The organism is Paraburkholderia sp. (assembly GCF_035948235.1).
Lineage (GTDB): Bacteria > Pseudomonadota > Gammaproteobacteria > Burkholderiales > Burkholderiaceae > Paraburkholderia.
In genome coordinates this window covers 1-24,675 of the sequence record NZ_DASZJJ010000193.1, presented here as the reverse complement: position 1 = coordinate 24,675, position 24,675 = coordinate 1, and the positions used below count along the sequence as shown (strand labels likewise).

23 protein-coding genes are annotated in these 24,675 nt (G+C 65.5%); 9 read left to right on the top strand and 14 right to left on the bottom strand.

Going from position 1 to position 24,675, the window contains the following annotated elements:
- Positions 1 to 14: 14 nt before the first annotated feature.
- Complete coding sequence (locus VG320_RS16655) at positions 15 to 2,168, bottom strand: TonB-dependent siderophore receptor (protein ID WP_327201197.1); 2,154 nt, start codon at positions 2,166 to 2,168, stop codon at positions 15 to 17.
- 624 nt (positions 2,169 to 2,792) lie between these two features.
- On the opposite strand from VG320_RS16655, the gene VG320_RS16650 reads away from it, so the two are divergent.
- The 3 genes from VG320_RS16650 to VG320_RS16640 are packed head-to-tail and all read left to right on the top strand — an operon-like array spanning position 2,793 to position 5,377.
- Positions 2,793 to 3,545: a PIG-L deacetylase family protein gene (locus VG320_RS16650; protein ID WP_327201186.1), complete on the top strand. Its 753-nt coding sequence runs from the start codon at positions 2,793 to 2,795 to the stop codon at positions 3,543 to 3,545.
- Positions 3,542 to 4,237: a 4-carboxy-4-hydroxy-2-oxoadipate aldolase/oxaloacetate decarboxylase gene (locus VG320_RS16645; protein WP_327201185.1), complete on the top strand. Its 696-nt coding sequence runs from the start codon at positions 3,542 to 3,544 to the stop codon at positions 4,235 to 4,237. Before VG320_RS16650 ends, VG320_RS16645 begins: the two co-directional genes overlap by 4 nt.
- Before the next feature lie 15 nt (positions 4,238 to 4,252).
- Positions 4,253 to 5,377 carry a 4-oxalomesaconate tautomerase gene (locus VG320_RS16640; protein WP_327201184.1) on the top strand — a complete coding sequence of 375 codons (1,125 nt, stop codon included), beginning with the start codon at positions 4,253 to 4,255 and terminating at the stop codon, positions 5,375 to 5,377.
- Positions 5,378 to 5,433: 56 nt separating this feature from the next.
- On the opposite strand, the gene VG320_RS16635 is transcribed toward VG320_RS16640, so the two are convergent.
- Together VG320_RS16635 and VG320_RS16630 are read right to left on the bottom strand one after the other, a co-directional pair.
- The gene (locus tag VG320_RS16635; protein WP_327201183.1) at positions 5,434 to 6,693 is read right to left on the bottom strand and encodes a LysR family transcriptional regulator; all 1,260 of its coding nucleotides are present in this window, start codon (positions 6,691 to 6,693) and stop codon (positions 5,434 to 5,436) included.
- On the bottom strand, positions 6,690 to 7,397 hold the full coding sequence (locus VG320_RS16630; RefSeq protein ID WP_327201182.1) for a GntR family transcriptional regulator: 708 nt from the start codon (positions 7,395 to 7,397) through the stop codon (positions 6,690 to 6,692). Before VG320_RS16630 ends, VG320_RS16635 begins: the two co-directional genes overlap by 4 nt.
- Before the next feature lie 330 nt (positions 7,398 to 7,727).
- On the opposite strand from VG320_RS16630, the gene VG320_RS16625 reads away from it, so the two are divergent.
- The 6 genes from VG320_RS16625 to VG320_RS16600 all read left to right on the top strand — a co-directional run bounded on the left by VG320_RS16625 (position 7,728) and on the right by VG320_RS16600 (position 12,991).
- The gene (locus VG320_RS16625) at positions 7,728 to 8,573 is read left to right on the top strand and encodes a gallate dioxygenase (RefSeq protein ID WP_327201181.1); all 846 of its coding nucleotides are present in this window, start codon (positions 7,728 to 7,730) and stop codon (positions 8,571 to 8,573) included.
- The gene (locus VG320_RS16620) at positions 8,573 to 8,932 is read left to right on the top strand and encodes a protocatechuate 3,4-dioxygenase (RefSeq protein WP_327201180.1); all 360 of its coding nucleotides are present in this window, start codon (positions 8,573 to 8,575) and stop codon (positions 8,930 to 8,932) included. Before VG320_RS16625 ends, VG320_RS16620 begins: the two co-directional genes overlap by 1 nt.
- A 133-nt stretch (positions 8,933 to 9,065) precedes the next feature.
- Complete coding sequence (locus tag VG320_RS16615; protein WP_327201179.1) at positions 9,066 to 10,409, top strand: aromatic acid/H+ symport family MFS transporter; 1,344 nt, start codon at positions 9,066 to 9,068, stop codon at positions 10,407 to 10,409.
- Between the two features lie 101 nt (positions 10,410 to 10,510).
- Positions 10,511 to 11,614: a porin gene (locus VG320_RS16610; RefSeq protein WP_327201178.1), complete on the top strand. Its 1,104-nt coding sequence runs from the start codon at positions 10,511 to 10,513 to the stop codon at positions 11,612 to 11,614.
- 142 nt (positions 11,615 to 11,756) lie between these two features.
- Positions 11,757 to 12,593 (top strand): multidrug ABC transporter ATPase, encoded by an 837-nt coding sequence (locus VG320_RS16605; RefSeq protein ID WP_327201177.1) that lies wholly within the window; start codon positions 11,757 to 11,759, stop codon positions 12,591 to 12,593.
- A gap of 104 nt (positions 12,594 to 12,697) precedes the next feature.
- Entirely contained in the window at positions 12,698 to 12,991 is a 294-nt protein-coding gene (locus tag VG320_RS16600) for an antibiotic biosynthesis monooxygenase (protein WP_327201176.1), read from the top strand.
- Between the two features lie 22 nt (positions 12,992 to 13,013).
- Here the strand turns inward: VG320_RS16600 and VG320_RS16595 are convergent, their stop codons facing one another.
- The 11 genes from VG320_RS16595 to VG320_RS16545 all read right to left on the bottom strand — a co-directional run bounded on the left by VG320_RS16595 (position 13,014) and on the right by VG320_RS16545 (position 24,646).
- Positions 13,014 to 14,138 carry a CmpA/NrtA family ABC transporter substrate-binding protein gene (locus tag VG320_RS16595; protein ID WP_327201175.1) on the bottom strand — a complete coding sequence of 375 codons (1,125 nt, stop codon included), beginning with the start codon at positions 14,136 to 14,138 and terminating at the stop codon, positions 13,014 to 13,016.
- A 33-nt stretch (positions 14,139 to 14,171) separates the two neighbouring features.
- Positions 14,172 to 14,747 (bottom strand): ANTAR domain-containing response regulator, encoded by a 576-nt coding sequence (locus tag VG320_RS16590; RefSeq protein WP_327201174.1) that lies wholly within the window; start codon positions 14,745 to 14,747, stop codon positions 14,172 to 14,174.
- A 486-nt stretch (positions 14,748 to 15,233) separates the two neighbouring features.
- Positions 15,234 to 17,030: a chloride channel protein gene (locus tag VG320_RS16585; protein ID WP_327201173.1), complete on the bottom strand. Its 1,797-nt coding sequence runs from the start codon at positions 17,028 to 17,030 to the stop codon at positions 15,234 to 15,236.
- A 5-nt stretch (positions 17,031 to 17,035) separates the two neighbouring features.
- Positions 17,036 to 17,449, bottom strand: coding sequence for a helix-turn-helix domain-containing protein (locus tag VG320_RS16580; protein WP_327201172.1), 414 nt, complete (start codon positions 17,447 to 17,449; stop codon positions 17,036 to 17,038).
- Positions 17,450 to 17,543: 94 nt separating this feature from the next.
- A complete protein-coding gene (locus VG320_RS16575) occupies positions 17,544 to 18,701 on the bottom strand; it encodes an HPP family protein (RefSeq protein ID WP_327201171.1) in 1,158 nt (385 codons plus the stop codon).
- A gap of 232 nt (positions 18,702 to 18,933) precedes the next feature.
- The gene (locus VG320_RS16570; RefSeq protein WP_327201170.1) at positions 18,934 to 19,605 is read right to left on the bottom strand and encodes a hypothetical protein; all 672 of its coding nucleotides are present in this window, start codon (positions 19,603 to 19,605) and stop codon (positions 18,934 to 18,936) included.
- Between the two features lie 79 nt (positions 19,606 to 19,684).
- Complete coding sequence (locus VG320_RS16565; RefSeq protein ID WP_327201169.1) at positions 19,685 to 20,155, bottom strand: GNAT family N-acetyltransferase; 471 nt, start codon at positions 20,153 to 20,155, stop codon at positions 19,685 to 19,687.
- 40 nt (positions 20,156 to 20,195) lie between these two features.
- Positions 20,196 to 21,716, bottom strand: a complete 1,521-nt coding sequence (locus tag VG320_RS16560) for a response regulator (RefSeq protein ID WP_327201168.1) — start codon at positions 21,714 to 21,716, stop codon at positions 20,196 to 20,198.
- Positions 21,713 to 23,146 carry an ATP-binding protein gene (locus VG320_RS16555; protein ID WP_327201167.1) on the bottom strand — a complete coding sequence of 478 codons (1,434 nt, stop codon included), beginning with the start codon at positions 23,144 to 23,146 and terminating at the stop codon, positions 21,713 to 21,715. Before VG320_RS16555 ends, VG320_RS16560 begins: the two co-directional genes overlap by 4 nt.
- Entirely contained in the window at positions 23,115 to 24,266 is a 1,152-nt protein-coding gene (locus VG320_RS16550; RefSeq protein WP_327201166.1) for an ATP-binding SpoIIE family protein phosphatase, read from the bottom strand. The genes VG320_RS16555 and VG320_RS16550 overlap by 32 nt, the downstream gene beginning before the upstream one ends.
- Positions 24,251 to 24,646 carry an anti-sigma regulatory factor gene (locus VG320_RS16545; protein ID WP_327201196.1) on the bottom strand — a complete coding sequence of 132 codons (396 nt, stop codon included), beginning with the start codon at positions 24,644 to 24,646 and terminating at the stop codon, positions 24,251 to 24,253. The genes VG320_RS16550 and VG320_RS16545 overlap by 16 nt, the downstream gene beginning before the upstream one ends.
- Positions 24,647 to 24,675 lie beyond the last annotated feature (29 nt).

Here is a 24,675-nt window from a genome sequence, read left to right as displayed (position 1 = left end):
CCGCAACAACCCGCTCAAAAATCCGTCGTCATCGAGAACAGCACCGTGCGCGGTGCGCCCATCGTCAGATAACCGCCGTTGGTCGACGACCAGTAGGCTTTGTTCGCGAGGTTGTACACGTTGGCGCGGAACGTCGTCGGACGGCCGAACAGGTTCGTGGCGTAACGCGCGCCGAGATCGACGGTGTCCCATGCCTTGATCGACATCGTGTTGGCCGCGTCGAAGTACTGCGGGCCCGTGTGCGTCCAGCGCGCCGAGAACGTCAGACCAGGCACCCACGCAACGTCGTATTCCGCGCCCAGGTTGAGCATGAAGCTCGGTACGCCCACGGGCTTCTTGCCGTCGGTGGCGCCGTTGAGCGTATCGAGCTGCTGGGCGTTGATGTAGGTCGCGCCCGCGATCACGCGCACGCCTTTGTAGACTTCACCGAATACCGACGCCTCCACGCCGCGATGGCGCTCGTTACCGTTGGCAACGAAGACCTGGGCGCTGTTCGTGTACGTCTGCGGCTTTTCGAGCTGGAACAGCGCGAGCTGCGCGCCGTAATGGCCGTTGTCGTACTTCGCACCCACTTCGTATTGTTTGGTGCGCTCCGGCGCGAGCTGATCGCCGTAGTTGACCGAACCCTGAGGCGCAATGCCGCCCGGCGACAGCGATTCGCTGCGGTTCGCGTACAGCGAGATGTTTTCCGTCGGCTTGACGACGAGGCCGAACAGCGGCGTCGTGATCGAGTCGTTGTAGTTCGACGTTTGCTGCAGCGTCGACGAGCTATAGCCGTTCGAGAGCAGTTCCTGGTGGCGCACGCCCACCGTGAACAGCACGCGGTTGTTCAGGAAGCCGAGCGTGTCCGATACCGCGACGCTGCGCAACAGGTTGAGCGCGGTGATCGGCGGGTTGCCGTCCATGCCCGCCTGCGAGTTGGTGGCCGGCGACGGCACCTGCTGCGTGTTGTAGAGATCGGTGGCGAACGGTCCGCCAAACGTCCAGCCCGACTGCGTCAGCACGCGCACGATCGACGCGCCCGCGGTTACGAAGTGGCTCACCGGGCCGGTGTCGAAGTGGCCGCGCACGCCCGCTTCCGCCGACGATCCGTCTTCCTTGCGCACCACGCCAAGCCGGTTACCCGTGGTCGTCGCGGCGTCGGTGTAGTAGGGCGAGAAGTATTCGCCGTGCTCGCTCGTGTGGCGCTCGCCGCCCGCCACGTAGGCCGTCCAGCCCGGCAGGAAGTCGTATTCGGCGCGCAGGATGCCGACCGTGTCTTCGGCGTCGCTGTATGACCACGTTTGCGCGTAGTTGTGCGTGGCCGAGGGCACCGTCGGGATTTCGACGCCGGACACATAGACCACGCCGCGCCCGTCCGTGACGCGCTGGCGCTGATAAAGGAAATCGCCTTCGAGGCGCAGCTTGTCGCCGCGCCAGTCGATCGCCACGGCGGTCTGGTTGTTGCGGCGATGTTCGCCGTCGACACTCGTTTCGCCGTCGCGGTTCGACTGGTTCACGCGAATGCCGAACTGATCGTTGTCGCCGAAGCGTCGGCCCACGTCGATGTGCTCGCCGAATTCGCCCGAAGCGCTGCCATCCAGGGTCACCTGCGTGACCGGCTTGTCGTCTGCGCGCTTGAGCTGCAGGTTCACGCTGCCGCCGATCGAGCTGCCGTTGGGTGACGCGCCATTCAGAAACGCGCTCGCGCCCTTGAACAGATCGACGCGTTCGATGGCCGGCGTTTCGACGAGCTGGCGCGGCGTGATGCCGTACAGGCCGTTCAGGGAGATGTCGTCGCTGTCCAGCGTGAAACCGCGGATGACGTAGATCTCCTGGAAATTGCCGTAGCCGTAGGCGGTACGCACGGCGGGATCGTTCGACAGCACGTCGCCGATGGTGCGTGCGCCCTGATCCTGAATCAGCTTCGCGGTGTAGGTCGTCATGCTGAACGGCACGTCGATGTTCTTTTGCGAGCCGAGCACGCCAAAGTCGCCGCCGCGCGCCACCTGACCGCCGCCGTAGGTCGGCTGAAGGTCGCCGGGCAGCACGTCCTTCGCGGCCTGCACCTTGACGGTGGGCAGCGTGGCGTTGGCGCCGGTGGTGGCATCCGTCGTGGCAGCGGAGCCGCTTGCCTGCGCGAAAGCGGCGGCGGGCAGCGCGAACGCTACGGCGACCGCCGCGAGCATTGCGCGGCGGCTGGCGGGCAGAACGGGGCGGCTGAGGTGAGCGGGGTGAGCGGTTCGGGCGGAAAAAACAGACAGCGCGGCCGCATCAAGGCGCGGCGCAAGACGGCGGGTTACGGACATAAATAAGTTCGAAGCTTATGGTCATGCAGCCGCCTCGCGAGAACCGGGCTCGTGGGCGGACGTATCGTTTTAGGTTGCTCGCGCATCTTGTCGATGTACGGCAGGCGTATTCTCAAAAGTATGCGGATTGTATCTACGAATGAGAACGATTGTCATTCGCAAAAATACTGTCAATAGCTGCATTCGGTGTTTACGCAACACTTTCAGAGCCGTCCGGGCCGATGCACGCGCAACGATCTGCGTGCGCGAATGAAAGGGCCAAATCGCTTCAGAGTGCCGCGCGTCGATTTGCGCCTTCTGCGTAAGGCAATGGCGTCTTTTACAGTCGTTGCATCCGCAACGTTCCGATGTTCAAAACGCGTACCAGACCTACGCCCGGAACCCAGCTTCGAGAGGCCGGAACAACCTGCGGTAAACCCTTGCGATAAACAGTTTCGATGGCTTTGAACGGCAGTTTCGGTACGCCGCCCGCGAGGCCCAAACCTACAATGGGGCATCGTCACGATGAAGCTGGGTGAACCGGAAATGTCTGAAAAATCGATGCTGGTGGTGAGCGCACATAGCGCGGATTTCGTTTGGCGCGCGGGCGGTGCAATTGCGTTGCACAAGAAGAACGGCTATCGCGTGAAAGTGGTGTGCCTGTCGTTTGGCGAGCGCGGCGAATCCGCCAAGCTGTGGCGCAAGGGCGCCGACATGACGCTCGACAAGGTCAAGGCCGCGCGCCGCGAAGAGGCGCTGGCCGCCGCCGAAATCCTCGGCGCGGAAGTGGACTTCTTCGATCTCGGCGACTACCCGTTGCGCGTTTCCGACGAAGCGCTGCTGCGTCTCGTCGATGTGTACCGCGACGTGCAGCCTGCCTTCGTGCTGAGTCACTCGCCGAAAGACCCGTACAACTTCGATCACCCGCTCGCCATGCACGTGGCGCAGGAAGCGCGCATCATCGCCCAGGCCGAAGGCCACAATCCGGGCCAGAAAATTGTCGGCGCGCCGCCCGTCTATGCGTTCGAGCCGCACCAGACCGAGCAGTGCGAATGGACGCCCAACACCTTCCTCGACATCACCGAAGTGTGGGACGTCAAGCGCCGCGCAATCGAATGCATGGCCGGCCAGGAACATCTTTGGGAGTACTACACGCGCGTCGCGCTGCAACGCGGCGTGCAGGCCAAGCGCAATATCGGCATCACGGCGAAGCGCGACATCCAGTACGGCGAAGGCTATATGCGCCTGACGCCCGCTGTGGTGGGAGACCTGGCATGAAGCGCGGCGTCGTCGTAACCGATATCCCGCGCGCCGACGCGCGCGACCTGGCGATCCTGCAGGCCGCGGGCTCGGCCACCGTGCACGAGGCGCAGGCGCGTCTGGGCCTGCTGGCCACGTATATGCGGCCGATCTATTCGGGCGCGGCGATTGCCGGTTCGGCGGTGACGGTGCTGATGCCGCCGTCCGACAACTGGATGCTGCACGTGGCCGTCGAGCAATGCCGCCCCGGCGACGTGGTCGTGGCCGCGCCCACCTCGCCTTGCGAGGACGGCTATTTCGGCGACCTGCTGGCGACTTCGATGAAGGCGCGCGGCGTGCTCGGCCTTATCATCGACGCGGGTGTGCGCGACGTGCGTACGCTCAAGGAAATGAACTTCCCGGTGTGGTCGAAGGCGGTCTCCGCGCAAGGCACGGTGAAGGAGACGCTCGGCTCGGTCAACGTGCCGGTGGTGTGCGCCCAGCAGATCGTTCATGCGGGCGATGTGATCGTCGCCGACGATGACGGCGTGGTGGTCGTGCCGCTCGCGAGCGTGCCGAAGGTCGTGGAAGCCACCCAGGCGCGCATCGCCAAGGAAGAAAAGACGCGCGCCGTGCTGGCGGGCGGCACGCTCGGCCTCGACTACTATTCGATGCGCGAACGCCTGGCGGAAAAGGGCCTGCGCTACGTGAAATCCGCAGCGGATCTCTGATCGGAGGGTTGGCCGGTGGCATCGACACACACTCCGCAGCGTGGTCAAACGCGGATCCGCTGCATGCTGATGCGCGGCGGCACGTCCAAAGGCGCGTATTTCCTGGCCTCCGATCTGCCCGCCGATCCGGTGCTGCGCGATCGCGTGCTGCTGGCGGTAATGGGTTCGCCCGATCCGCGCCAGATCGACGGCATCGGCGGCGCAGACCCGCTCACGAGCAAGGTGGCGATCGTCGCGCCTTCGACGCGTGACGATGCCGAAATCGACTATCTGTTCGCGCAGGTGGTGGTGAACGAGGCGCGCGTGGATTACGGCCAGAATTGCGGCAATCTGCTGGCGGGCGTAGGGCCGTTCGCCATCGAGCGCGGTCTGGTCGACGCGCGCGACGGCGTGACGCCGGTGGCGATTCACATGGTCAACACGGGGCAAATCGCGGTGGCGAATGTGCCGACGCCGGGCCGCGTCGTGCAGTACGAAGGCGATGCGCGTATCGATGGCGTGCCGGGCACGGCGGCGGCGATTCCGCTGGCGTTTCGCGATACCGCAGGCTCGACCTGCGGCGCGCTGCTGCCGACCGGCAAGCTGAAGGATACGGTGGAAGGCGTCGACGTTACCTGCATCGACAACGGCATGCCGCTCGTGCTGATGCGCGCGCAGGATCTGGGCCGCACCGGCTACGAGACGCGCGAACAACTGGACGCCGACGAAGACCTGAAGGCGCGCATCGAGGCGATTCGGCTGGCTATTGGCCCGCGTATGAATCTGGGCGATGTGCGCGAGCGCACCGTGCCGAAGATGTGTCTGGTCGCGGCCCCGCGCGAGGGCGGCACCATCAGCACGCGCAGTTTCATTCCGCACCGCTGCCATGCGTCGATTGGCGTGCTGGGCGCGGTGAGCGTGGCGAGTGCGGCGGCCTTGCCGGGCACCGTCTGCGACGGGCTGGTTGCGCTCGAAGATAACGCGCGCAATGGCGAAACCCAGCGCGTTGTCGTTGAGCATCCGACCGGAGAATTTACCGTCGAACTGGCGCTCGCGCGCCGTGACGACGCAGTCGATATCACGGGCGCGGCGCTTTTGCGCACCGCGCGCTGGTTGTTCGACGGCGTGGTGGCGGTCCCGCCTTCGGTCTGGACGCAGTAACGCAGTAAAACCGGCGCGCTGATTGTCGAACCAATCAGCGCGCCGGTTTCATCTCTTCAGCCGCCCAGGCGGCCTTCCACCACCCGCACCGCAGGCGCCGCGTCCGCCACCGCAAGCCGTATCGCGTCGATCAAGGCGCGTGCGCCCGGCGACGGCGCGCTATCCGCACGCATCGTCAGCCCGATCTCGCGCCGCGTGTTGTGCAGCGGCACATCCAGCACCACCAGTTCCCCTGCCGCGATTTCATAGTGCAATTGCTGCGCCGAAAGCGCGGCGATCATGTCCGTGCCCATCAGCAGGCCGCGTATCACCGCGAGATCGGCGGTCTCAACGGTTGGCATCGGCGGCTTGAGTTTGAGGCGCCTGAATTGCGCTTCGAACAGCCCGCGTGCGGGCGAATGCAGACGCGAGACGATCCATTGCGCGTTGCGCAGATCGCCTACGTTCAAGCCCGCTTTCTGCGCGAGCGGATGGCCACGCCGCGCCAGCACGACCATGTCTTCGGCCATCAGGCGTTCGTTGGCGAGGCCGCTGGCCGCATCGTTCTCGCGCAGCGCGCCGAGCACGAAATCGACATCGCCCGCGCGCAGGCCCGCCACCAGCAATTCATAGGCGCTTTCGTCCGTGACCACGCGCACGCCGGGATGCTGCGCGCTCAGGCGCGCGATGGCGGCAGGCAGGATCAGCGTGCGGCCTAGCGGCAGCGCGCCCACCGTCACTGCGCCCTGGATATTGCCGTGTAGCGCGGCGATATCGTCGGGCACATGGCGCAGCTCGTTGAGCGCGCGCCGCACATGCAGCAGGAAGGTCTCGCCTTCGGCGCTCAGTTGCACGCCGCGCGGGCTGCGGTGGAACAGCGTGATGCCCGAGCCGCTTTCAAGCACGCGCATCGCGCTGCTCACGGCGGGCTGGCTGATGCCAAACGCGCTCGCGGTGCTGGGCATGTGCCGATGGCGCGCGAGCGCCACGAACAACTGCAGCCGTCGCGTGTTGAGCAGCCACGCAGGCAGCGCACCCTCGGCGAGCGCGCGGCGGCGCGTCTGGCGCGCCGCGCACCATTGCGCCAGCGCTTCGAGTTCGTCAAAGATGCGCGCGCAACGATCCAGCACGACGCGTCCCACGGCAGTCGGCAGCATGCCCGAGGGTTTGCGCTCGAAGAGCGGCTCGCCCAGCGCGGTTTCGAGTTCCTGCACCGAACGCGTTACCGCCGATTGCGCGCGATAGAGCGCGGCGGCGGCGCGCGTGGCGCTACCGGTATCGGCGACGAGGCGAAACGCGCGTAGATGGGCGAGGTTGAGCAGATCGGCGGGATTCACGCGGCCCCCGCGATCAGATGCAGATGCTCGACCGAAAGATTCAGACTCTCCTTCGAGATATGCGTGTGCTCCTTCATGAGCGCTTCCACGCGCGCGCCTTCGCCCTTAAGCAGCGCGCCGACGATGGCGTGGTGCTGGCGGTGCGCATAGGCGAGCATCATGTATTGCTGCTGGCGCGCTTCATCGTCGAATACGACCGTGGCCGGCGACACGAAGGGAATCTTGTCGTTGAGCCCGAGCGCGGCGCTCACCGCATGGTTTTGCGCGGCATCGACGATCAGCGCGTGAAAGCGGCCGTTCATGTCGGCATAGCGCGCCTCCGCGTCGCCGGCGAGCGCGAGCGCGCCTGCCGCGAAAATCGCGTCACCTTCGCGCAGACAGTCTTGCAGGGCACGCGCGAGCGTCGCGCTCACGCCGCGTTCGGCCACGCTGCGTGCAGCCAGGCCTTCGAGCACGCCGCGCACGTCGATGGCGTTGAGCACGTCGGTAACGCTGAAACGGCGCACGATATAACCGCGTGCGCCCGAGCGCTCGACCAGTCCTTCGGTCGCCAGCACGCTTAGCGCATAACGCAGCGGCGTGCGCGAGATGCCGAGGCTATCGGCGAGGTGTGCTTCGACTAGCCGCTGGCCCGGCGAGAGTTCGCCCGAAAGAATGCGCGTGCGCAGCGCCTGCACGATGGTTTGCTGAGTGGTCTCGTTCATGTCGATGTCCCGCCAGGCGGCGCATGGGCGCCCTTGCGAGTTCGTTCTTTTGCTATCTGTTTCGTTTATGAGGCGGTTGCGGTGCGCATGCCGGATAGATGACGCGCGACCCGATTCAGGATACCAAAAACCGTTATGGAGCGCGGGTTTCCCGGCAGGGCGGAAAGCGCGAAAGCACCGGATAGGCCGTTTATTACGGATTCAAACGCAAATTCTGTGGTTAACCCTTACTTACGGCGCAAACCGCCATTCTGTAATTTCGTATCCCAAGAGGCCGCCGACCGTCATCGCGCGGTGCGGCCCCAAAGTAATCGGATGAGGGCAACAGGCATGGCAAGAATTGTGGGCGGCATCGGGACTTCGCATGTACCGACGATCGGTATGGCGTACGACAAGGGCAAGCAGAACGAACCGGCATGGGCGCCGCTGTTTCAGGGGTACGAACCCGTGGCGAAGTGGCTCGCCGAGCGCAAGCCGGACGTGCTGGTGATGTTTTACAACGACCACGCCAACAGCTTCTTCTTCGACTGCTATCCGACGTTCGCGCTTGGCGTGTCGCCGCAGCACGAATTCGCCGATGAAGGCGCGGGCAAGCGGCCGCTGCCCGATATCGCCGGTCATCCGGAGCTGGCGATCCATATCGCCGAACAACTCGTCAACGACGAGTTCGACCTGACGATCTTCCAGGACAAGCCGCTCGACCACGGCTGCAACTCGCCGCTTTCGCTGATGCTGCCGCACGACGGTGGCTGGCCCACGGCGCTGGTGCCGTTCGAGGTCAATGTGCTGCAGTATCCGCTGCCGACAGCGAACCGCTGTTATCGGCTGGGCCACGCGCTGCGCCGTGCGATCGAATCGTTCGAAGAGGATCTGGACGTGGTCGTGGTCGGCACGGGCGGTCTTTCGCATCAGGTGCATGGCGAGCGCAGCGGCTTTAACAACACCGAATGGGATATGGAGTTCCTCGACCTCATCGTCAACGATCCCGAGCGGCTCGCGAAGATGAAGCACGTGGACTACGTGCGCCTGGGCGGCGCGGAAAGCGTGGAGACGATCATGTGGCTCGCGATGCGCGGCGCGCTCGCGCCAAAGATCAAAGAGGTGCATCGCAATTACTACCTCGCGACCAGCACGGCGATGGCCGTGACGATCTACGAAAACGAGGAGGGCGCGTAATGAATCCGCAACTGGAAGGCGTGGAAGCGCTCACAGGCACCTATCCGTTCGACATTCGCCAGAGCATCAAGGCGATGCGCCTGAACCGCTTCTTCTGGATGATGCGCACGCCCGCCGCGCGCGAACTGTGGCTGAGCGACCGCAAGGCCGCCTACGACGCCGCCGCGCTCACCGCCGAAGAACGCACACTGGTGGACAACACCGACTGGCTTGGCCTCGTGCAATACGGCGTGTGCTTCTTCGTACTGGAGAAGTTCGCGCGCGTCGTGAAGATCACCAATCTGGGCATGTACGCCTGCATGCGCGGCGAAACGCTGGAAGCGTTCCTGAAAACGCGCCAGGTGCCCGACGCGGTTTGATGATCGACTGAATCGCAGCGGGTGCGAGCGATCCCGGCACGTCGCGCCCGCCGTTTCATACGCAGTCTGTAGCACAACACTCCTGAGCCGACGAAGCACAGGGGCGGGGAAAAAATTAACTTCGGAGACACGCATGAACTCTGCTGATGCAGTGGATATCAAGGGCTTTATCGACGCCCGCAAAATGTCGGGCTTTCAATGGCTCGTCCTCGCTCTCTGTTTTCTGATCGTCACGCTCGACGGCCTCGACACGGCCGTGATGGGCTTTGTCGCGCCCGTTGTCATGAAGGAATGGGGCATCGCGCGCGCCGCGTTCGGCCCGGTGATGAGCGCGGCGATGGTGGGTCTTGCGATCGGCGCGCTGGTCGCGGGACCGTCGGCGGACCGCATCGGCCGCAAGAAAGTGCTGCTCGGCTCGGTCGCGTGTTTTGGCGTCTTCAGTCTTTTGTGCGCGTTCGCGAACACGCCGGGTCAACTGGTCGCGCTGCGCTTTCTCACGGGGCTGGGGCTGGGCGCGGCGATGCCCAACTCGACCACGCTGCTTTCCGAATACGTGCCGTCGAAGAGCCGTTCACTGCTGCTCACCATCATGTTCACGGGCTTTAACTTCGGCTCGGGCGCGGGTGGCTTCGTTGCGGCGGCGCTGATTCCGCACTTTGGCTGGCGTGGCGTGTTCGTGTGTGGCGGCGTGCTGCCGATCCTGTTTGTGCCCGTGCTGATGGGCCTGCTGCCGGAGTCCGCGCGCTTCCTGCTGGTGCGCCGCTTTTCCGCCGAACGCATCGCAGCCACGCTTTCACGCGTGAGCGGTCATCGCTTCGCGGCGGACACGCGTTTCACGTCGCCGGAACCGGCAGTTGCGGCCAAGGCGCCCGTGCGCATGCTGTTCGCGGACGGCTACGCCATGAGCACGTTGATGCTGTGGGTCACCTACTTCATGGGACTCCTGATTATCTATCTGCTCACCGGCTGGCTGCCGACGCTCATCAAGGACGCTGGCCTGCCCGTCGAACGCGCGGCAGCGATCACCGGCATGTTCCAGTTGGGCGGCACGGTGGGCGCAGTCGTCGTGGGCTTCGCGATGGACCGCCTCGACCGTAACGCCGTGATTGGCGCGGCCTATCTGCTGGGCGGCGTGTTCATCTTCGCGCTGGGCATGGGCACGCTCAAATCCGGCATGCTGACGGTGCTGGTGGCTTGCGCGGGCTTCTTCATGAGCGGCGCGCAAACGGGCCTCAATGCACTGGCGCCGACCTGCTATCCGACTCGCGCCCGCGCCACCGGCGTGAGCTGGATGCTGGGCTTCGGGCGACTGGGCGGCATTCTCGGCTCGTTTGTGGGGGGCGTACTGCTGTCACTGGGTTTCAGCTTCTCGACGGTGTTCTCAGTGCTGGCTGTGCCTGCTCTGGTCGCTGCTGCTGCGATCCTGCTCAATCGCCTCGCACTGCGCTTCATTACGGCACCGGTCGCGGACGCCTGAAGGACGCGTGGCCGCTAGTGGGGTGCTTGCGCCCCACACAATCGGCAAAGACCAACTAATACTAACGACACGATAAATTTCGGTAACAGGAGACTTGGAGAATGACGAAAAATAAGCAGTACAAAACGATTATGGCCGCGCTGGCTGGGGTAATCTGCGCAGGCCCGGCGTTCGCGCAGAGCAGCGTGACGCTTTACGGGATGATGGACACAGGTATCACGTATGTGAGCAATCAGGGCGGCCACAGCAACGTGAAGATGGACGACGGCGTGAACGGCCCGAACCTCTGGGGCTTGACCGGCACGGAAGACCTGGGCGGCGGCAGCAAGGCCTTCTTCCAGCTCGTCAACCAGTTTCAGGTCGACAACGGCAGCTTCATGCCGAACAAGAGCCTCTTTAGCCGCACCTCGATCGTGGGCCTGAGCAACCCGCTGTACGGCAAGCTGTCGCTGGGTAACCAGTACGACTTCATGACCGATTCGCTCTACTTCGCGGGCGACGATCCGGCCGAGCTTTCAGGGCACTTCTACGACTTCCGCGCAGGGCCGTTCGACAAGCTCGCGCTGCCCAGCAACGCCACGGGCGCGTTCGACTGGGACCGCATGGCGGGCGAGACCGTCAACAACTCGGTGAAGTATGTGTCGCCGACTTTCGGGGGCTTCAGCGCGGGCGCGATGTATAGCTTCGGCAACGTGGCCGGCTCGATCGGCACGGGCAACGGTTCGAGCTTCGCGCTTAACTACGCGCACGAGAACTTCGGCGTGAACGCGGCGTACACGAACCTCAAGTATGTGGTGAGCGGCGAGGGCGACGTGAGCGTGCGCAACTGGGGTATCGGCGCGCATTACAAGTTTGGCGGCTGGATCACCAACGCGCTCTTCACCACCGTGCATAACTCGTATAACGGCGGCTCCGTGTACGAAGGATCGGTGGGCGCGCATTACTACTTCACGCCGGCTCTGAGCGCAGGCGCGTCGTATATGTACATGAAGGGCAACGACGTGGTCGATAACAACCACGCGCATCAGGTCGCCGCCATCGTCGATTACGCGCTGTCCAAGCGCACCAGCGTCTATGTGCTTGGCGTGTACCAGCGCGCGAGCGCAGGCGGTAATGCGCAGATCAACGGCATGAACAGCTCCGATGGCGCATCGAGCGGCCAGACCCAGGCGGTCGCGCGCGTGGGGCTGCATACGAAGTTCTGATTGTTCTCTCTCTGGACGCGGCGCGGGTGTTTCACCTGCGCCGCGTTCTGCCTTGCTGTATTCTCCTTCGCGCCAAGTCGAACCCATGGGCTTGATGCCATGCAGGTTCGCATGACTCATGCTCAATGGAGAATCCAGTCTCATGCGTACATTCATGCGGGCCGTTATGCCGCTCGCGTTTGCCTTTGCAGTTGCCGCGACGTTCTCGAACGCCGCCTGTGCGAGCGACGATCAATCGTGTGGCGACGACGTCACCGCCGCGGTGGCGAACTGGGCAGGCGTCAAGGGCAAGCTGGCGCCCTGGGATAGCGGCGACGGCTTGATCGCCGCAGCATCCTGCAAGGCCATGCCCGACGCACCCGATACGACGATTGCCGCGATTGCCTTCGACACGAACCATGTCGGCCCGAATAGCGATGACGGCAATCTGATTCAGGTTGTGGCGCTGGTCAATGGCGCTCAAGTCATCGCGGGCGTACGCTCGACGATTGAAGAGGATGCGCTTACCCAGGTCGGCAGCTTTCACGTTGACACAGCACCGTATTGGCTTTCGCCTGACGTGCGCGCGTTTGGCGTTGTATTCGACAGCAGCGCGCGCGGCCCAAGCTGCGCCGACGCGGCCGCCGACTATGAACTGACGCTCTATGTGCGCGAAGGCCGCACGCTGCGCCCGGTGTTCGGCACGAATCTCTACGGCTGGGTCAATAGCGATCCCAACTCGTGCGGCGCAGGATTCGAAGGCGCGCATAACGCTGAAGCGTCGATAACGATCGCCGTGGAAAAGACCGCCAGCCACGGTTTTGCCGATCTCGCGCTGAGCGCGCGCGTTACGCGCAATCAGCTTAAAAAAGATGGTTGGGTCGAGACCGGCAGGCATACGAAACGCGTCGTGCTGCATTACGACGGCAAGACATACGGCATGAATATGTTCCGTGACTTCTGGTACCCAGACGACGCCGTCATGAAGCGCAGCAAGTAATCGGAAAGGTGCCTCAAAGCCGATGCGTGATAACGTGGCGTGCGCGTCAGCTACGGCGAAGGCGCACTATTGCGACGAATCAACGAGAGAACAAGGAGCAGAACGTGGTCTACGAAATGGCACATCTCACCGTGTTGGCAGGCAAGAACGCCGAGTTCGAAGCGGGCGTGACGCAGGCGCTGCCGCTTTTCCATCGCGCGCGCGGCTGCCGCAGCGTTGAACTGCAACGCGGCGTGGAAGAACCGAACCAGTACGTGCTGGTCGTGCAGTGGGAAACCGTCGAGGACCACATGGTCCACTTCCGCGAATCCGCTGACTTCCAGGAATGGCGTCGCCTTGTCGGTCCGTATTTCGAAAAGCCGCCGGTGGTGGCGCATACGGAAGTGGTGGTGAAGTAAGCGGGGCGGGCGGCGTTGGGGTTCAAGCCTTGATCTCAAACCCCTCCACATACGCCGCCGCATTCTCCCCATCCCACGTCCGCCCATCGATAAATACCGGTTTGGGCGACGCCGTCGGCACGTCCACCCCGATCGCCGCAGCAGCCTGCCGATAAAGCGCCGTCTGATTCAACGCCTGCGCAATCTGCCGATAGTCGTCGCGCCGCGCCATCATTCCCCAGCGCTCGAATTGCGTGAGGAACCAGATTCCTTCGGACTCCAACGGATAATTCACCGCGCCGTCCTCGCAGAACTTCATATCCGCCGCGCCCGCATCCGTTTCTCCCTCCAGCATCGCAGCAATCAAATCCGCATCCGCACCCAGCATGTCAGGCCGTGCCAGCCATTGCGCGATCTCCGTGCGATGCCCCGCGCCGTCTAGCCAGCGGCAAGCTTCCAGCATGGTCTGCACCAGCGCGCGCGCCGTGTTCGGATACCGTTCGACGAAATCGCGCCGGCAGGCCAGCACTTTCTCGGGATGATCCGGCCAGATTTCGCCGCTGCGGACCACCGTGCGCCCCATGCCGCGCCGCTGTGCGAGCGCGGGCCACGGTTGCCCCACGCACAGGCCGTCGAGGCGCTCTTCAGCGAGCGCGGCCACCATCTGCGGCGGTGGAATCACCACGCTCTCGATATCACGCAGCGGATGCACGCCCTGCGCGGCGAGCCAGTAATACAGCCACATCGCGTGCGTGCCGGTAGGGAAGGTCTGCGCGAACACGGGTGTGCGCCCGAGCGTTGCGAGCGCGCGCGGCAGCGTGCCATGTTCGGCAAGCGCATCGGCGAGGCGGTTCGATAGCGAGATCGCCTGGCCGTTACGGTTGAGCACCATTAAAACGGCCATATCCGTCTGTGGGCCGCCTATGCCAAGCTGCACGCCATACACCAGCCCGTAGAGCGAATGCGCGGCGTCCAGCTCGCCGGACAGCAGCTTGTCGCGCAGCGCCGCCCACGAAGGCTGGCGCGAGAGTTCAAGCGTGAGGCCGTGCGCGTGGCCGAACTCCAGCAGCTTTGCGGCGACGACGGGCGCAGCGTCGGCCAGCGGCACGAAGCCGATCTTCAGATGGGTCTTTTCGGGCGGCGCGGCCGCACGCGTGGGTTCATTCATGACAGTCAACGCTTCAATCCTGGTCGATCTTGCTCAATCCTCGGACCGGGCCGCCGCGACGATCTGGCGGGCGGCTTCGGCAAGCTTGAGGCTCTGGTTCATCGCGCGCTTGCGCAGCATGGCGTAGGCAGCGGGCTCGGTCATCTTCTGCTGGTCCATCAGGATGCGCTTGGCGCGATCGATCAGCTTGCGCTCGGCGAGTTCGTTTTCGGCCTGGGTCAGACGCTCGCGCAACTGCGCTTCCTGCGCGAAGCGCGCGAGCGCGACCTCCAGGATGGGCGCGATGCGCTCGCCCGCCAGCCCTTCGACGAGATAGGCCGTCACGCCCGCATTCACGGCGGAGCGGATCAGCTGCTGGTTGGCGTCGTTGCTGAACATCAGCACGGGCCGCGGCGCGGTGGCGTTCATCACGGCGAGCTGTTCGAGCGTGTCGCGCGAGGGCGATTCGGTGTCGATGATGATGACGTCGGGCCGCTCGCGCTCGACGACGCGGTGCAGCGCCTGCGGCGTGGCGGGTTCGGCGAGCATGTCGTAGCCGAGCCGCGCTAGCGCGTCGCGCAGATCGCCGATGGGCTTGTCGGTGTCGGTTACGAGCAGGACGCGCAGCATGGTGTTTCGTGGGTCGATGGCATCTGGGGTTCGACGCGGCGGTGCGTGCGTCGCGTGTCGAACTGCATTGCCCGACTGACTGGGATTTCGGCGCGTGGGGAGCGTCGTACTCAATGCGCCGCGTCTTTGCGGCGCGCAGTGTTATTCAGCAAGGTGCGTGCCAGTTTGTGCGTTGCACGAGATGAGGGCGAACCGGGCTGCCAGCGGGGCAACGCCGGAGGGTGAGAGAGACGTGGTGCACCGCAGCAGTGCGCGTGTTGCGGCCTGTCGCTTAAGCAGGCACCCAAGTGGAGCAGATGCGTGAAGTGTTATCGCAACTAACAGCCAACTCCACGCCGCGCGCTCGAACAGAAAAGTATGAGGATCGGGAAATAGATCGCGCGCGAACAGGACCGGCAGGCAACGAATCCAGGAGGCCAGGATGGCAGGACTTGCCGATCCCGCCAACGCCAAATCCAGCGACGCCGCCACGCAAAACGCGCCCGCTCAGCCCGCCCGACGCACCGGCGGAAACCGCCGCTTCGCATTGCCGCCGATCCCGATGCGCCGGAAGCGTTCGCGCTTGGTCTCTTCCTCGAAGTGCGCGAGCGACAGTTTCACCAGATCGCTGCGCGAGACAATCCCGACGAGTTGCATCGTTTCGCGGGCGCTCACCACCGGCAGCCTCTCGAGACCATGCACCGCGAGACGCGCGGCGATCTGCCGGCAGGTTTCCTCGGGCAAGGCCACATCGGCTGAACGACCCGCGAACAGCGCGCCGATCGGCTGATCGCGCGCGTTGCCCTCGCGCACCGCCTCAAGCATTGCGCGATCCGCCACGCCCAGCACCCGCCCGTCGCGCACCACGGGCCAGGCGCGACGCTGCTGCGTTGTGCCGAAGTAGCGCGCCAACGCATCGCGCACGCTCACACCCGCGTCGATCGTATCGACCTGGCGCGTCATCACTTCATCGACATAATGGCGCTCCAGCGGATCGACGCCGTATTCGCGGTAAATGTGATAACCGCGCCGCGCGATCTTTTCCGTCATGATCGAGCGCTTCATGACGACGGTGGCGAAACCGTGCGCAACCAGCGTCGCCGCGAGCAGCGGTAACAGCGCGTTGCCGTCGTGCGTGAGGCCAAAGGCAAACACGATGGCCGTGAGCGGCGCACCCAGCGTGGCGCCGAGCGTCGCGGCCATGCACACGAGCGGCCACAGCGCGGGATCGCTGCCTGGCAGCACATGCGAGAGCACGCTGCCCAGACCCGCGCCCAGCATCAGCAACGGCGCGAGCACGCCGCCCGAAGTGCCCGAACCCAGTGCGATCACCCAGATCACGGCTTTCACGGCAAGAATCGCAATCGCGACTTGCAGCAGAATATGCTGGTGCAGCAGATCGCCGATCACGTCATAACCGACACCGAGCGCGCGCGGCTCGATGAAGCCGCCAATCCCCACCGCCAGACCGCCGATCGCGGGCCACCAGGACCAGTGCAGCGGCAGGCGCTTGAACAGGTCCTCGACCTTGTAGAGCGAGACGGACAGCCCCGACGCCAGCGCGCCCGATAGCAACCCCGCAATCACGCACGACCCTAGCGCGAGCGCGCGGGGCGGCGGCGTTTGCATCGCGAAAAGAGGATCGGTGCCGAATACGAGCGCGCGTGCGAAGCCGGCCACCGCGCAGGCCAGCGCGACCGGCAGAAAGCTACGCGGACGCCATTCGAACAGCAGCAACTCGACCGCGAGCAGCACGGCGGCCACCGGCGTGCCGAACACGGCGGTCATGCCCGCGGCGGCGCCCGCTACCAGCAGCGTCTTGCGCTCCGCGGCGGTAAGGCGCACGCATTGCGCGAGCAGCGAGCCAAGCGCGCCGCCCGTCATGATGATCGGGCCTTCCGCGCCAAACGGCCCGCCGCTGCCGATCACGATGCCCGACGACAGCGGCTTGAGCACGGCCACTTTTGGCGACATGCGGCTCTTGCCGAACAGGATCGCTTCGATCGCTTCCGGAATGCCGTGACCGCGGATTTTTTCCGAGCCAAAACGCGCCATCATGCCAACGATCAGCCCGCCCACCACCGGCACGACGATCACCCATGCGCCCAGCGTATTGAGCGCGGGCGAATGATCGGCGAACGAGAAGCGGCCATAGAAAAACAGGTTCGTGAACCAGTGGATCAGGTTCAGCAACACGAACGCGGCGAGCGTCGCCAGAGCGCCGATCACGGCGGCGAGCGCGCCGATGCCGGGCAGCCGCGCGTTGGCCGAAAAGTCGCGCTTGTGGGAATCGTCGGAATGCATGGTCGTCAGAGGTCGATGTGCGGAATCGTGAAGGCGCCTTCGAGCGAGCGCAGTTCCGCGCGATGCAGTTCGGCGAGGCGCGCCAGCAGTTTTTCGCCGGCGCTGAGCAGATGCACTTCCACCTGGCGGCGATCGCGCTCGCTCACGCGCCGCGCCACCAGTTCGAGTGCCTCGCAGCGCGACACCAGTGCCACCACGCCGTGATGCTGCGCCTGCAGACGCTCGGCCAGCTCGCCGATGGTCGCCCACTCGCGGCCCGGATAGCCCTTCACATGCAGCAGCAACAGATACTGCAACGGCGTGATGCCTTCGTTCTGGGCGGCCTGCTCCGAGAAGCGCTCGAAGCGGCGCATCTGATAGCGGAATTCGGACAGTTGCTCGAAATCGGCCTTCTTCAGGCCGCGTGCAGGTTGCTTCATCGGGGATCCATGGTGGAACGGTTCGATCTGCGAATATATCATGACGTGATATTTATGGTCGCAATCGCCCCTTGTATTGGGGACATCGAGTGCGTCAGGCGCTCTGCTTCTGGAGCGGCTGGGTCTGCCGGTAGAGTCCGGAAATCAGGTCGGCCTGCGTGACGATACCGGCCAGACGCCGCTCGTTATCCACCACGGGAACGTGATGATGGCCGCGCCCCGCGAAGAGCGCGAGCAACTCGACGATGGGCGTCGCAGCAGTGATCGTGCGGACGTGCGTGCTCATGAGCGAGCTAACGCGTGTGCTGTCGGCTGTGCTGCTGCGCGGGCCCAAACCCAGCGCACGCAGCAAGGTGCGCAATGGATGCAGGCTTGCGACGTCGTCGGCGAGGTCGGCGCGCGTGACGATGCCTTTCACGTGACGCTGCGCATCCACCACCGGCAGCGCCTTCACGTCGTGCTGGCGCAAGAGTGCGCGCGCTTCGCCCACGGTGGTCCCGGGCGTGATGCTCACCACGTCGCGCGACATGACATCGGCGCAATTGAGCGCGCCGAAGCTGCGGGCATAGGCGCGGATTTCCGTTTCGCGTAGCAGTGCTTCAAGGTCGTCGGGATCGATGTCGAGCAGTTCGTCGCGCTCGCGCAAGGCGGCTTCGAGGTCCGCGCGCGAGAAGCCGCTCGCGGCGGGTGTGGGCGTTGCATGCTTCGCCGTGTGCGCGGCATGCGGATAGCGATGGCCGGTCGCCTTGTGATAGACGAGGGCGCTGCCGAGCAGCACGAACGTTTGCAGCAGCACCGGCTCCAGCACGAACTCATAGCCGAGCGCTCGCACGGCGGGACCGCCCAGCACGGCGGTGAGGGCGACCGCGCCCGAAGGCGGGTGCACACAGCGCAACGTGAACATGGCGCAGATCGCCACGCCCACGGCGACGGCGGCCGCCACGACCGGATCGTCGATCAAGAGCGCACAGGTCACGCCCACGACCGCCGACACCAGATTGCCGCCGACGATCGACCACGGCTGCGCCAGCGGGCTCGCGGGCACGCCGAACAGCAGCACGGCGGAAGCGCCCATTGGCGCGATCAGCCAGGGAATCGTCGAGGCGTTGCCGAGCAGACGGTGCGAGACTAGGCCGGTTAGCGCGATGCCTAGGAGCGCGCCGACGCCCGAGCGCAGCCGTTCGCGCCAGCGCAGGGTGACGGGCGGCGGCGCGAAGCGCGCGAGCCAGCGGGAGAGGGTAAGGCGTGACACGATGAAAATAGCGACAAAAGAAGCAGGGCCGGAATAGGCCCGAATGCGGCGAATTATATCGCAACGTGATATAAAATGTCGTCCGCTGTCCTATAGGCGGTATCAGGGAGCGGTAATCGACTGAACAATCCAGGGTTCGATAAATAGTCAGGATATCGAATCAAATCGACGAAAAAAATCGCCGGTGTGCAGCACGCACCGGCGGTTTTCTGAATCGCGCTGCAACGAGCGCTTATACCGTATGACGCGGCACACCGGCCATCGGACGGGCATCGCCGGGATGGGCGTTCGGCAGGCGATGGCCGTGGTCGGCGGCGTTGCGGGTGGGCGCGGGCACATGATGCTGCGCCTGGCGCTGCTCGGGATGCGGGTGGGGACGGGCGTTGGCGACGGCGCGAGGCATCGGATGCGGTGCGCCGCCTGGGCGCGCGACCATCTCCACGTGCACGCGCGCGTGAGGCGGCGTGGCGCGCATCGGCGGCGGCGCGACGTAGGCGTTCTGCATCGGCAGGTGGCCGTCGTGGTGCGCCATCACGTTGCGTAATTCGGCGCGGCGATGGAACACTTCGGCGCGCAGGTCGCCACGGCCATAGTAGTGCCGATGACGCTGTCCATCCGGACCAACAAACCAGATGTACGTCATGCCGCCGATCACGACTACATCGCGATCGAGCGCGACGGAAACATAGGCGTCGTGCGGCTCGGGCACATAGACCGGCGCGGCCATCACGACGGGCGGCGGCGGTGCGGCCACTACGACCGGCCGCGCGGGCGTGGCCACCACTTGCGTATGAGTCACGCAGCCCGTCAGCAGCAGGGCGATCGAAAGAGGGACGACGGCCGCGAGCGCGGCGAAGGCGCCGGTTTTGGGTCTGGAAATAATGGCGCGCGTGTTCCCGTTCAAGCGTGGCTCCGTGAGAAGGTTGAAGGCTCAACCGGTTAACGGCACGCATGAACGGGGGCTTGAGGAAAAAGCGTGGAGGTTAAAGCGTTCTGGCCATTTCGGTCGTTGCGCCCCAACCGAGCTGGCGATAGAGATCACGGCCCTGCTCGGTCGCGTGCAGGATCGCGTAGCGGATGCCGCGCCGCGCGAATGCCTCGTCGGCGAGCTGCATGAGCTGGCGGGCGAGGCCGCGCCGCCGCGCGTGCGGTTCGACGTAGACGTTGAGGACATAGCCGCGCCGGTCCTGCTCGGGGTGGGCCGGATGAGGAGGCCAGTCGATCTCCATCAGGCCGATACCGGCAACGGGTACCTCGTCTTCAGCATCGTCATCGTTCAGCACGAAGCCGAAGTAACGCCCGTCGGCCAGACGCGGCGCAAGCCAGGCACGAAAGTGTTCCGTCATGGTCGCGAGCGTGGCGGCGTCACGGCCCGCTTCGCTGAACATCGCCTCGCGATGGCGACAGACGAGTTCGAGATCGCCCATGCCGACGGCGCGGACCTGTACCTTCATCGGGAATCCTTTCTCTATCGAACCAAACCACCGCTTAGCGTCAGTCGGCCCGGGTCCCTTCGATTTCGCGCAGGATTTCGTCGAACGGCGCGGGCTTGACGAGATGCCGGTCGAAACCGGCTTCCGTGGTGGCCTGGCGGTCGCGTTCCTGACCGTAACCGGTGAGCGCGATCAACTGGGTGCGGGCCGTGGCAGGCAGCGCGCGCATAGCCTTGGCGAGCGCGTGGCCGTCCATGCCGGGCAGGCCGATGTCGAGAATCGCAACATGCGGCTCGAAGCTCTGGGCGAGCGCCAGCGCGCTGGGGCCGTCGTGGGCCACGCGCACGTCGTGGCCTTCGAGTTCGAGCAGCATCAGAAGTGAAGTCGCCGAATCCACGTTGTCGTCGGCGATCAGCACGCGGCGTTTGCGCGAGATTGTTTCGTTATCCATATTGTTGTTGTCTGAGGGTGCATGGTCGGTTTGCGGCGCGCGCACGACGGGCAGGCGCACGACGAATTCCGACCCTTTACCGAGTCCTTCCGAAAAAGCCTCCACCGAGCCGCCATGCAGTTCCGCAAGCTCCTGCACCAGCGCGAGGCCAATGCCGAGTCCGCCATCGGCGCGCTTGACCGCGTCGCGCGACTGCATGAAAAGCTCGAACACATAGGGCAGCTCGTCAGGCGCGATGCCGATGCCATTGTCGCGCACGCCGATCGCCACTTCATCGGCGCCGGCTTCGAGGCGCAGCGTCACCACGCCCCCGGCCGCCGTGTATTTTGCCGAATTCGACAGCAGATTGCTGATGATTTGCGCCACGCGAATGCCGTCGCCGAGGATGTGGCAAGGTGCCGGCGTCATGTCCACGCTGAGCTGCTGCTGCTTCGCGTCGAGTGCCGGACGGCTCGTTTCCACCGCCATTTCGACGATCTGCCGCAGATCGAGCGTGCTCATCTGCAAGGCGATCTTGCCGTGCGAGATGCGCGAAACGTCGAGCAGGTCGTCGACGAGGCGTCCCAGATGTTCGACCTGACGGCTCGCGATCTGGCGTGCGTCGGCGCGTCCGGCGTCGCTGGCGCCGTGGCGCGGGTCCAGCAGCTCGATGGCGTTGCGGATCGGCGCTAGCGGGTTGCGCAGTTCGTGCGCGAGCGTCGCCAGAAAGTGGTCCTTGCGGCGATCGGCGTCGCGCAGGGCTTTTTCGGCGGCGTACAGGCGCAGCAGCGCGCGCACGTTCGCCACCAGTTCGGCGGGATCGACCGGCTCGGTCAGATAGCTGTCCGCGCCGCCGTCGAGCGCGCGGATCTTGTCGCGCGCCTGCACGGCGGCAGCCGAGGTCTGCAGCACCAGCGTCGGATTGGTCTGGGGATTCTGCTTGATGAGACGGCATACCTCGATGCCGCTGATGTCGGGCAGCTTCACGTCGAGCAGCACGAGCGCGGGCGCATGATCGCGCACGGCGTCCAGCGCGCCCTGGCCGGTGGCGGCTTCGATGACCGCGAAGCCCGCGTGGCGCAGCACGCGCGATTTCACGTAGCGCGCGCCTTCGTTGTCGTCGACATTGAGGATGACGGTGGCGGGCGTCATGATGCGGCGCCTTGGGAACCGGGGTGTTCGCTGGTTTCGTTCTCTGCGTGATCGGCGCGGTCAGTGTCACCTGTGGCGCCCGCGTGGCCGGCAAGCCGCACGGGCAGATCGACGTAAAAGGTCGAGCCCACGCCCAGTTCGCTTTCAACGCCCACTTCGCCGCCCAGCAGCGCGGCCAGCTTGCGGCACAGCGGCAGGCCAAGGCCGGTGCCTTTCACGCGCTGTTGCAGACGGTTCTGCACCTGGCCGAACTCCTCGAAAATGATGGGGTGATGCTCAGGAGCAATCCCGATGCCCGTATCGGCCACGAAAAACACGATGCGCTCGCCGTGCGCTTCGAACCGCGCGCCCACGCGAATCTGCCCGCGCTCGGTGTACTTGAGCGCGTTCGAGACGAAGTTGCGCAGGATCTGCGTGAGCTTCGGCTCGTCGGTATAGAGGCGCGGCAGTCCCGTCATCACGGCGAATTCCAGCGAGACGTGCGGCGTGGCCAGCAGCGGCGTGAGCATGGTGCGCAGCGCGGCGAACAGATCGGCGGGATCGAACCACGCGGGCGTTACCTCGGTCTTGCCGGCCTCGATCTTGGCGAGGTCGAGCAGATCGTCCACGGTTTCGCCGAGCGTTTCCGCCGACGCGAGGATCAGCTTCACCTGGCGCTCCTGCTCCGTGCTCAGCTCGCCGTCCAGCCGGTTGAGCAGCAGATTGGCGAGCGCGCGGATCGACGAAAGCGGCGTGCGCAACTCGTGGCTCATGTTGGAGAGAAAGCGCGTCTTCATCAGGTCGGCGCGGCGCAGTTCTTCGGCGCGCTCGTCGAGTTCCGCATACAGCGCAACCACGCCGCGATTGGTCGCCTCCAGTTCCTGGGTCAGGCGCGCCAGTTCTTCCTGGCGCTCGCGCAGCTCGTCGAGCGTTGCCATCAACTCGCGGTTCTGCTGCTGCACTTCGGCGAACGAATCCTGCTGCGGCGCGAGCGCGGCCACGCCGTTGACGACGTGTTCCAGTTCGCTGCCGCGCAGCGCCGCGCGCTCGCCCGGCAGATGACGCGCCATGACGACGGTGGTGCCTTGCGGCGTCGATTCGATCTCGAAACGGTCCATCAGGCGGCGGCTGCCCACGATGCCCAGACCCATGCCGCCCGGCGAGCGGTACGTGCCGTCGAGCACGGCTTCAAGATCGCGCAGCCCTTGGCCGCGGTCGCGCACGACGATCTCGAAGGCTTGCGGCGAGCGGGACGCGTCGAAGGCGAAACTCACCTCGCCGCCGCCTGCGTATTCGAAGGCGTTGCGCGCGATTTCCGACACGGCGCTGGCAATGCGCGTCTGGTCGAGCGCGGAAAACCCGAGCCCCGCCGCGAGGTCGCGCGAGCGCCGGCGCGCCACCACGACGTCCTGGGCGGTCTCAATGCGGATGCGCAACAGTGGCGTGTTCATGGATTAACTGTACTCCCGGCTGCGCCTTGACGACGACGACGGTGGCGTCGTCGGTGCGACGCGCGAAGTCGCGGTAGAGGACGGCGGCGATCACTACCGCGCTCTGGTGAGCGAGCCCCGGCCAGGCGTCGAGATCCCAGCGCGTGCCCACGCCGTCCGAATGCAGGATCAGCACGCCGCCTGCGCGCCAGGCCAGCTCGAACTCCTGGGTGCCGCGCATGGTGTGGCCGACGATGCCGTTGCGCGAAATGATCTGGTAGCTCGCTCGCGCGTCGCTGCTGGCATCGGCCAGTGCGCTGGCGCCGACCGTGGCGCGCCCGCCTGCGCCGCTCAGGCCCGGCTTGCCCGTGCCATAGGAAACCGCCGAGATATTGCCGGTGCCGCAAAAACTCACGGTCGAGCGCGCGAGGTCCAAGCGTGCAAACGCAAGCGCCGCGCCGCGCGTCGGGCGCAGCGCCGCGTGCGACAGCTCCATTAGCGCGCTGGGCATCAGGCCCGCGCGCCGGCGCAGCACTTCGAGCGCGGCGGACGCGGCGACATGCGCCTGGGCGCCGTGGCCAAGACCGTCAGCGACCGCCAGCGTGATGCCGCTCTGGTCGGCCTGGGCTTGCCAGCCGTCGCCGCTGACTTCCTCGCCGGGATACGGCACGCACACGCCGCCGATTTCCGGCACGGCTTGCGCCGGGCGCGGCGCGCCGGCCTGCTGGACCAGCACGCGCAGCACCGTGCCCTGTCCCGGCTGCGACCATATCGCGATCTGATCGGAGAGCCGCCGGATCGCACCAAGACCGGTGCCGGGCGTGCCCGCCGTCGAATGGCCGTCGGACAGCGCGGCGCGCACGTCGGCCATGCCGGGACCCCGGTCGAGCGCGATCAGCTCCACGCCGTGGCCGAGCGCGCGCACCAGCAGCTCGCCATGCCCCGCGTGCTTGAGGATATTGGTGGCGGCTTCGGTCAGCACGATCGCGAGCCGCCCGGCGTCGGTCGTATCGAGACCGGCCAGATGCGCAGCCTGCGCCGCGCCGCGCCGTGCGAACGCCACGCTGCTCGCGTCGCCAATCTCGAAGGAGCGATGGGTGCCGCCGGCCAGGCCGGAGGCGCCGTCTAGCGAACTTTCCATTTGACGATGATGACCGTGGTGCCGTTGCCCGGTGTGGAGTCGATCGAAAAGGCGTCGCACAGGCGGCGCGAGCCGCCCAGCCCCAGCCCCAGACCGTTGCCGCTCGTGAAGCCGTCCTGCAACGCGCGCTCGATGTCGGGGATGCCCGGGCCCTGGTCGACGAAGGTGAGCTTCAGGCCCACGCGCACGCCGTTGCTGAGCGCTTCGAGCCGCGCGTCGCCGCCGCCGCCGTGTTGAAGCGTGTTGCGCGCGAGTTCGCTTGCCGCCGTGACGAACTTGGTTTGCTCGATCAGCGAAAAGCCCTGGGCAATCGCCTCGTCGCGCACGATCTGCCGCAGGCGGACGATTTCCTCGTCCGAGCGCAGGCTTACTTGCGCGATTAGCCGATCGGGCGTGTCGTTGCTATTCA

Bases quoted from the DNA above. Each gene is read 5' to 3' on its own strand.
- VG320_RS16655 (WP_327201197.1), bottom strand. From the start codon at position 2,168: ATGCTCGCGGCGGTCGCCGTAGCGTTCGCGCTGCCCGCCGCCGCTTTC.
- VG320_RS16650 (WP_327201186.1), top strand. From the start codon at position 2,793: ATGAAGCTGGGTGAACCGGAAATGTCTGAAAAATCGATGCTGGTGGTG.
- VG320_RS16645 (WP_327201185.1), top strand. From the start codon at position 3,542: ATGAAGCGCGGCGTCGTCGTAACCGATATCCCGCGCGCCGACGCGCGC.
- VG320_RS16630 (WP_327201182.1), bottom strand. From the start codon at position 7,397: ATGAACGAGACCACTCAGCAAACCATCGTGCAGGCGCTGCGCACGCGC.
- VG320_RS16625 (WP_327201181.1), top strand. From the start codon at position 7,728: ATGGCAAGAATTGTGGGCGGCATCGGGACTTCGCATGTACCGACGATC.
- VG320_RS16620 (WP_327201180.1), top strand. From the start codon at position 8,573: ATGAATCCGCAACTGGAAGGCGTGGAAGCGCTCACAGGCACCTATCCG.
- VG320_RS16615 (WP_327201179.1), top strand. From the start codon at position 9,066: ATGAACTCTGCTGATGCAGTGGATATCAAGGGCTTTATCGACGCCCGC.
- VG320_RS16610 (WP_327201178.1), top strand. From the start codon at position 10,511: ATGACGAAAAATAAGCAGTACAAAACGATTATGGCCGCGCTGGCTGGG.
- VG320_RS16605 (WP_327201177.1), top strand. From the start codon at position 11,757: ATGCGTACATTCATGCGGGCCGTTATGCCGCTCGCGTTTGCCTTTGCA.
- VG320_RS16595 (WP_327201175.1), bottom strand. From the start codon at position 14,138: ATGAATGAACCCACGCGTGCGGCCGCGCCGCCCGAAAAGACCCATCTG.
- VG320_RS16590 (WP_327201174.1), bottom strand. From the start codon at position 14,747: ATGCTGCGCGTCCTGCTCGTAACCGACACCGACAAGCCCATCGGCGAT.
- VG320_RS16585 (WP_327201173.1), bottom strand. From the start codon at position 17,030: ATGCATTCCGACGATTCCCACAAGCGCGACTTTTCGGCCAACGCGCGG.
- VG320_RS16580 (WP_327201172.1), bottom strand. From the start codon at position 17,449: ATGAAGCAACCTGCACGCGGCCTGAAGAAGGCCGATTTCGAGCAACTG.
- VG320_RS16565 (WP_327201169.1), bottom strand. From the start codon at position 20,155: ATGAAGGTACAGGTCCGCGCCGTCGGCATGGGCGATCTCGAACTCGTC.
- VG320_RS16560 (WP_327201168.1), bottom strand. From the start codon at position 21,716: ATGACGCCCGCCACCGTCATCCTCAATGTCGACGACAACGAAGGCGCG.
- VG320_RS16555 (WP_327201167.1), bottom strand. From the start codon at position 23,146: ATGAACACGCCACTGTTGCGCATCCGCATTGAGACCGCCCAGGACGTC.
- VG320_RS16550 (WP_327201166.1), bottom strand. From the start codon at position 24,266: ATGGAAAGTTCGCTAGACGGCGCCTCCGGCCTGGCCGGCGGCACCCAT.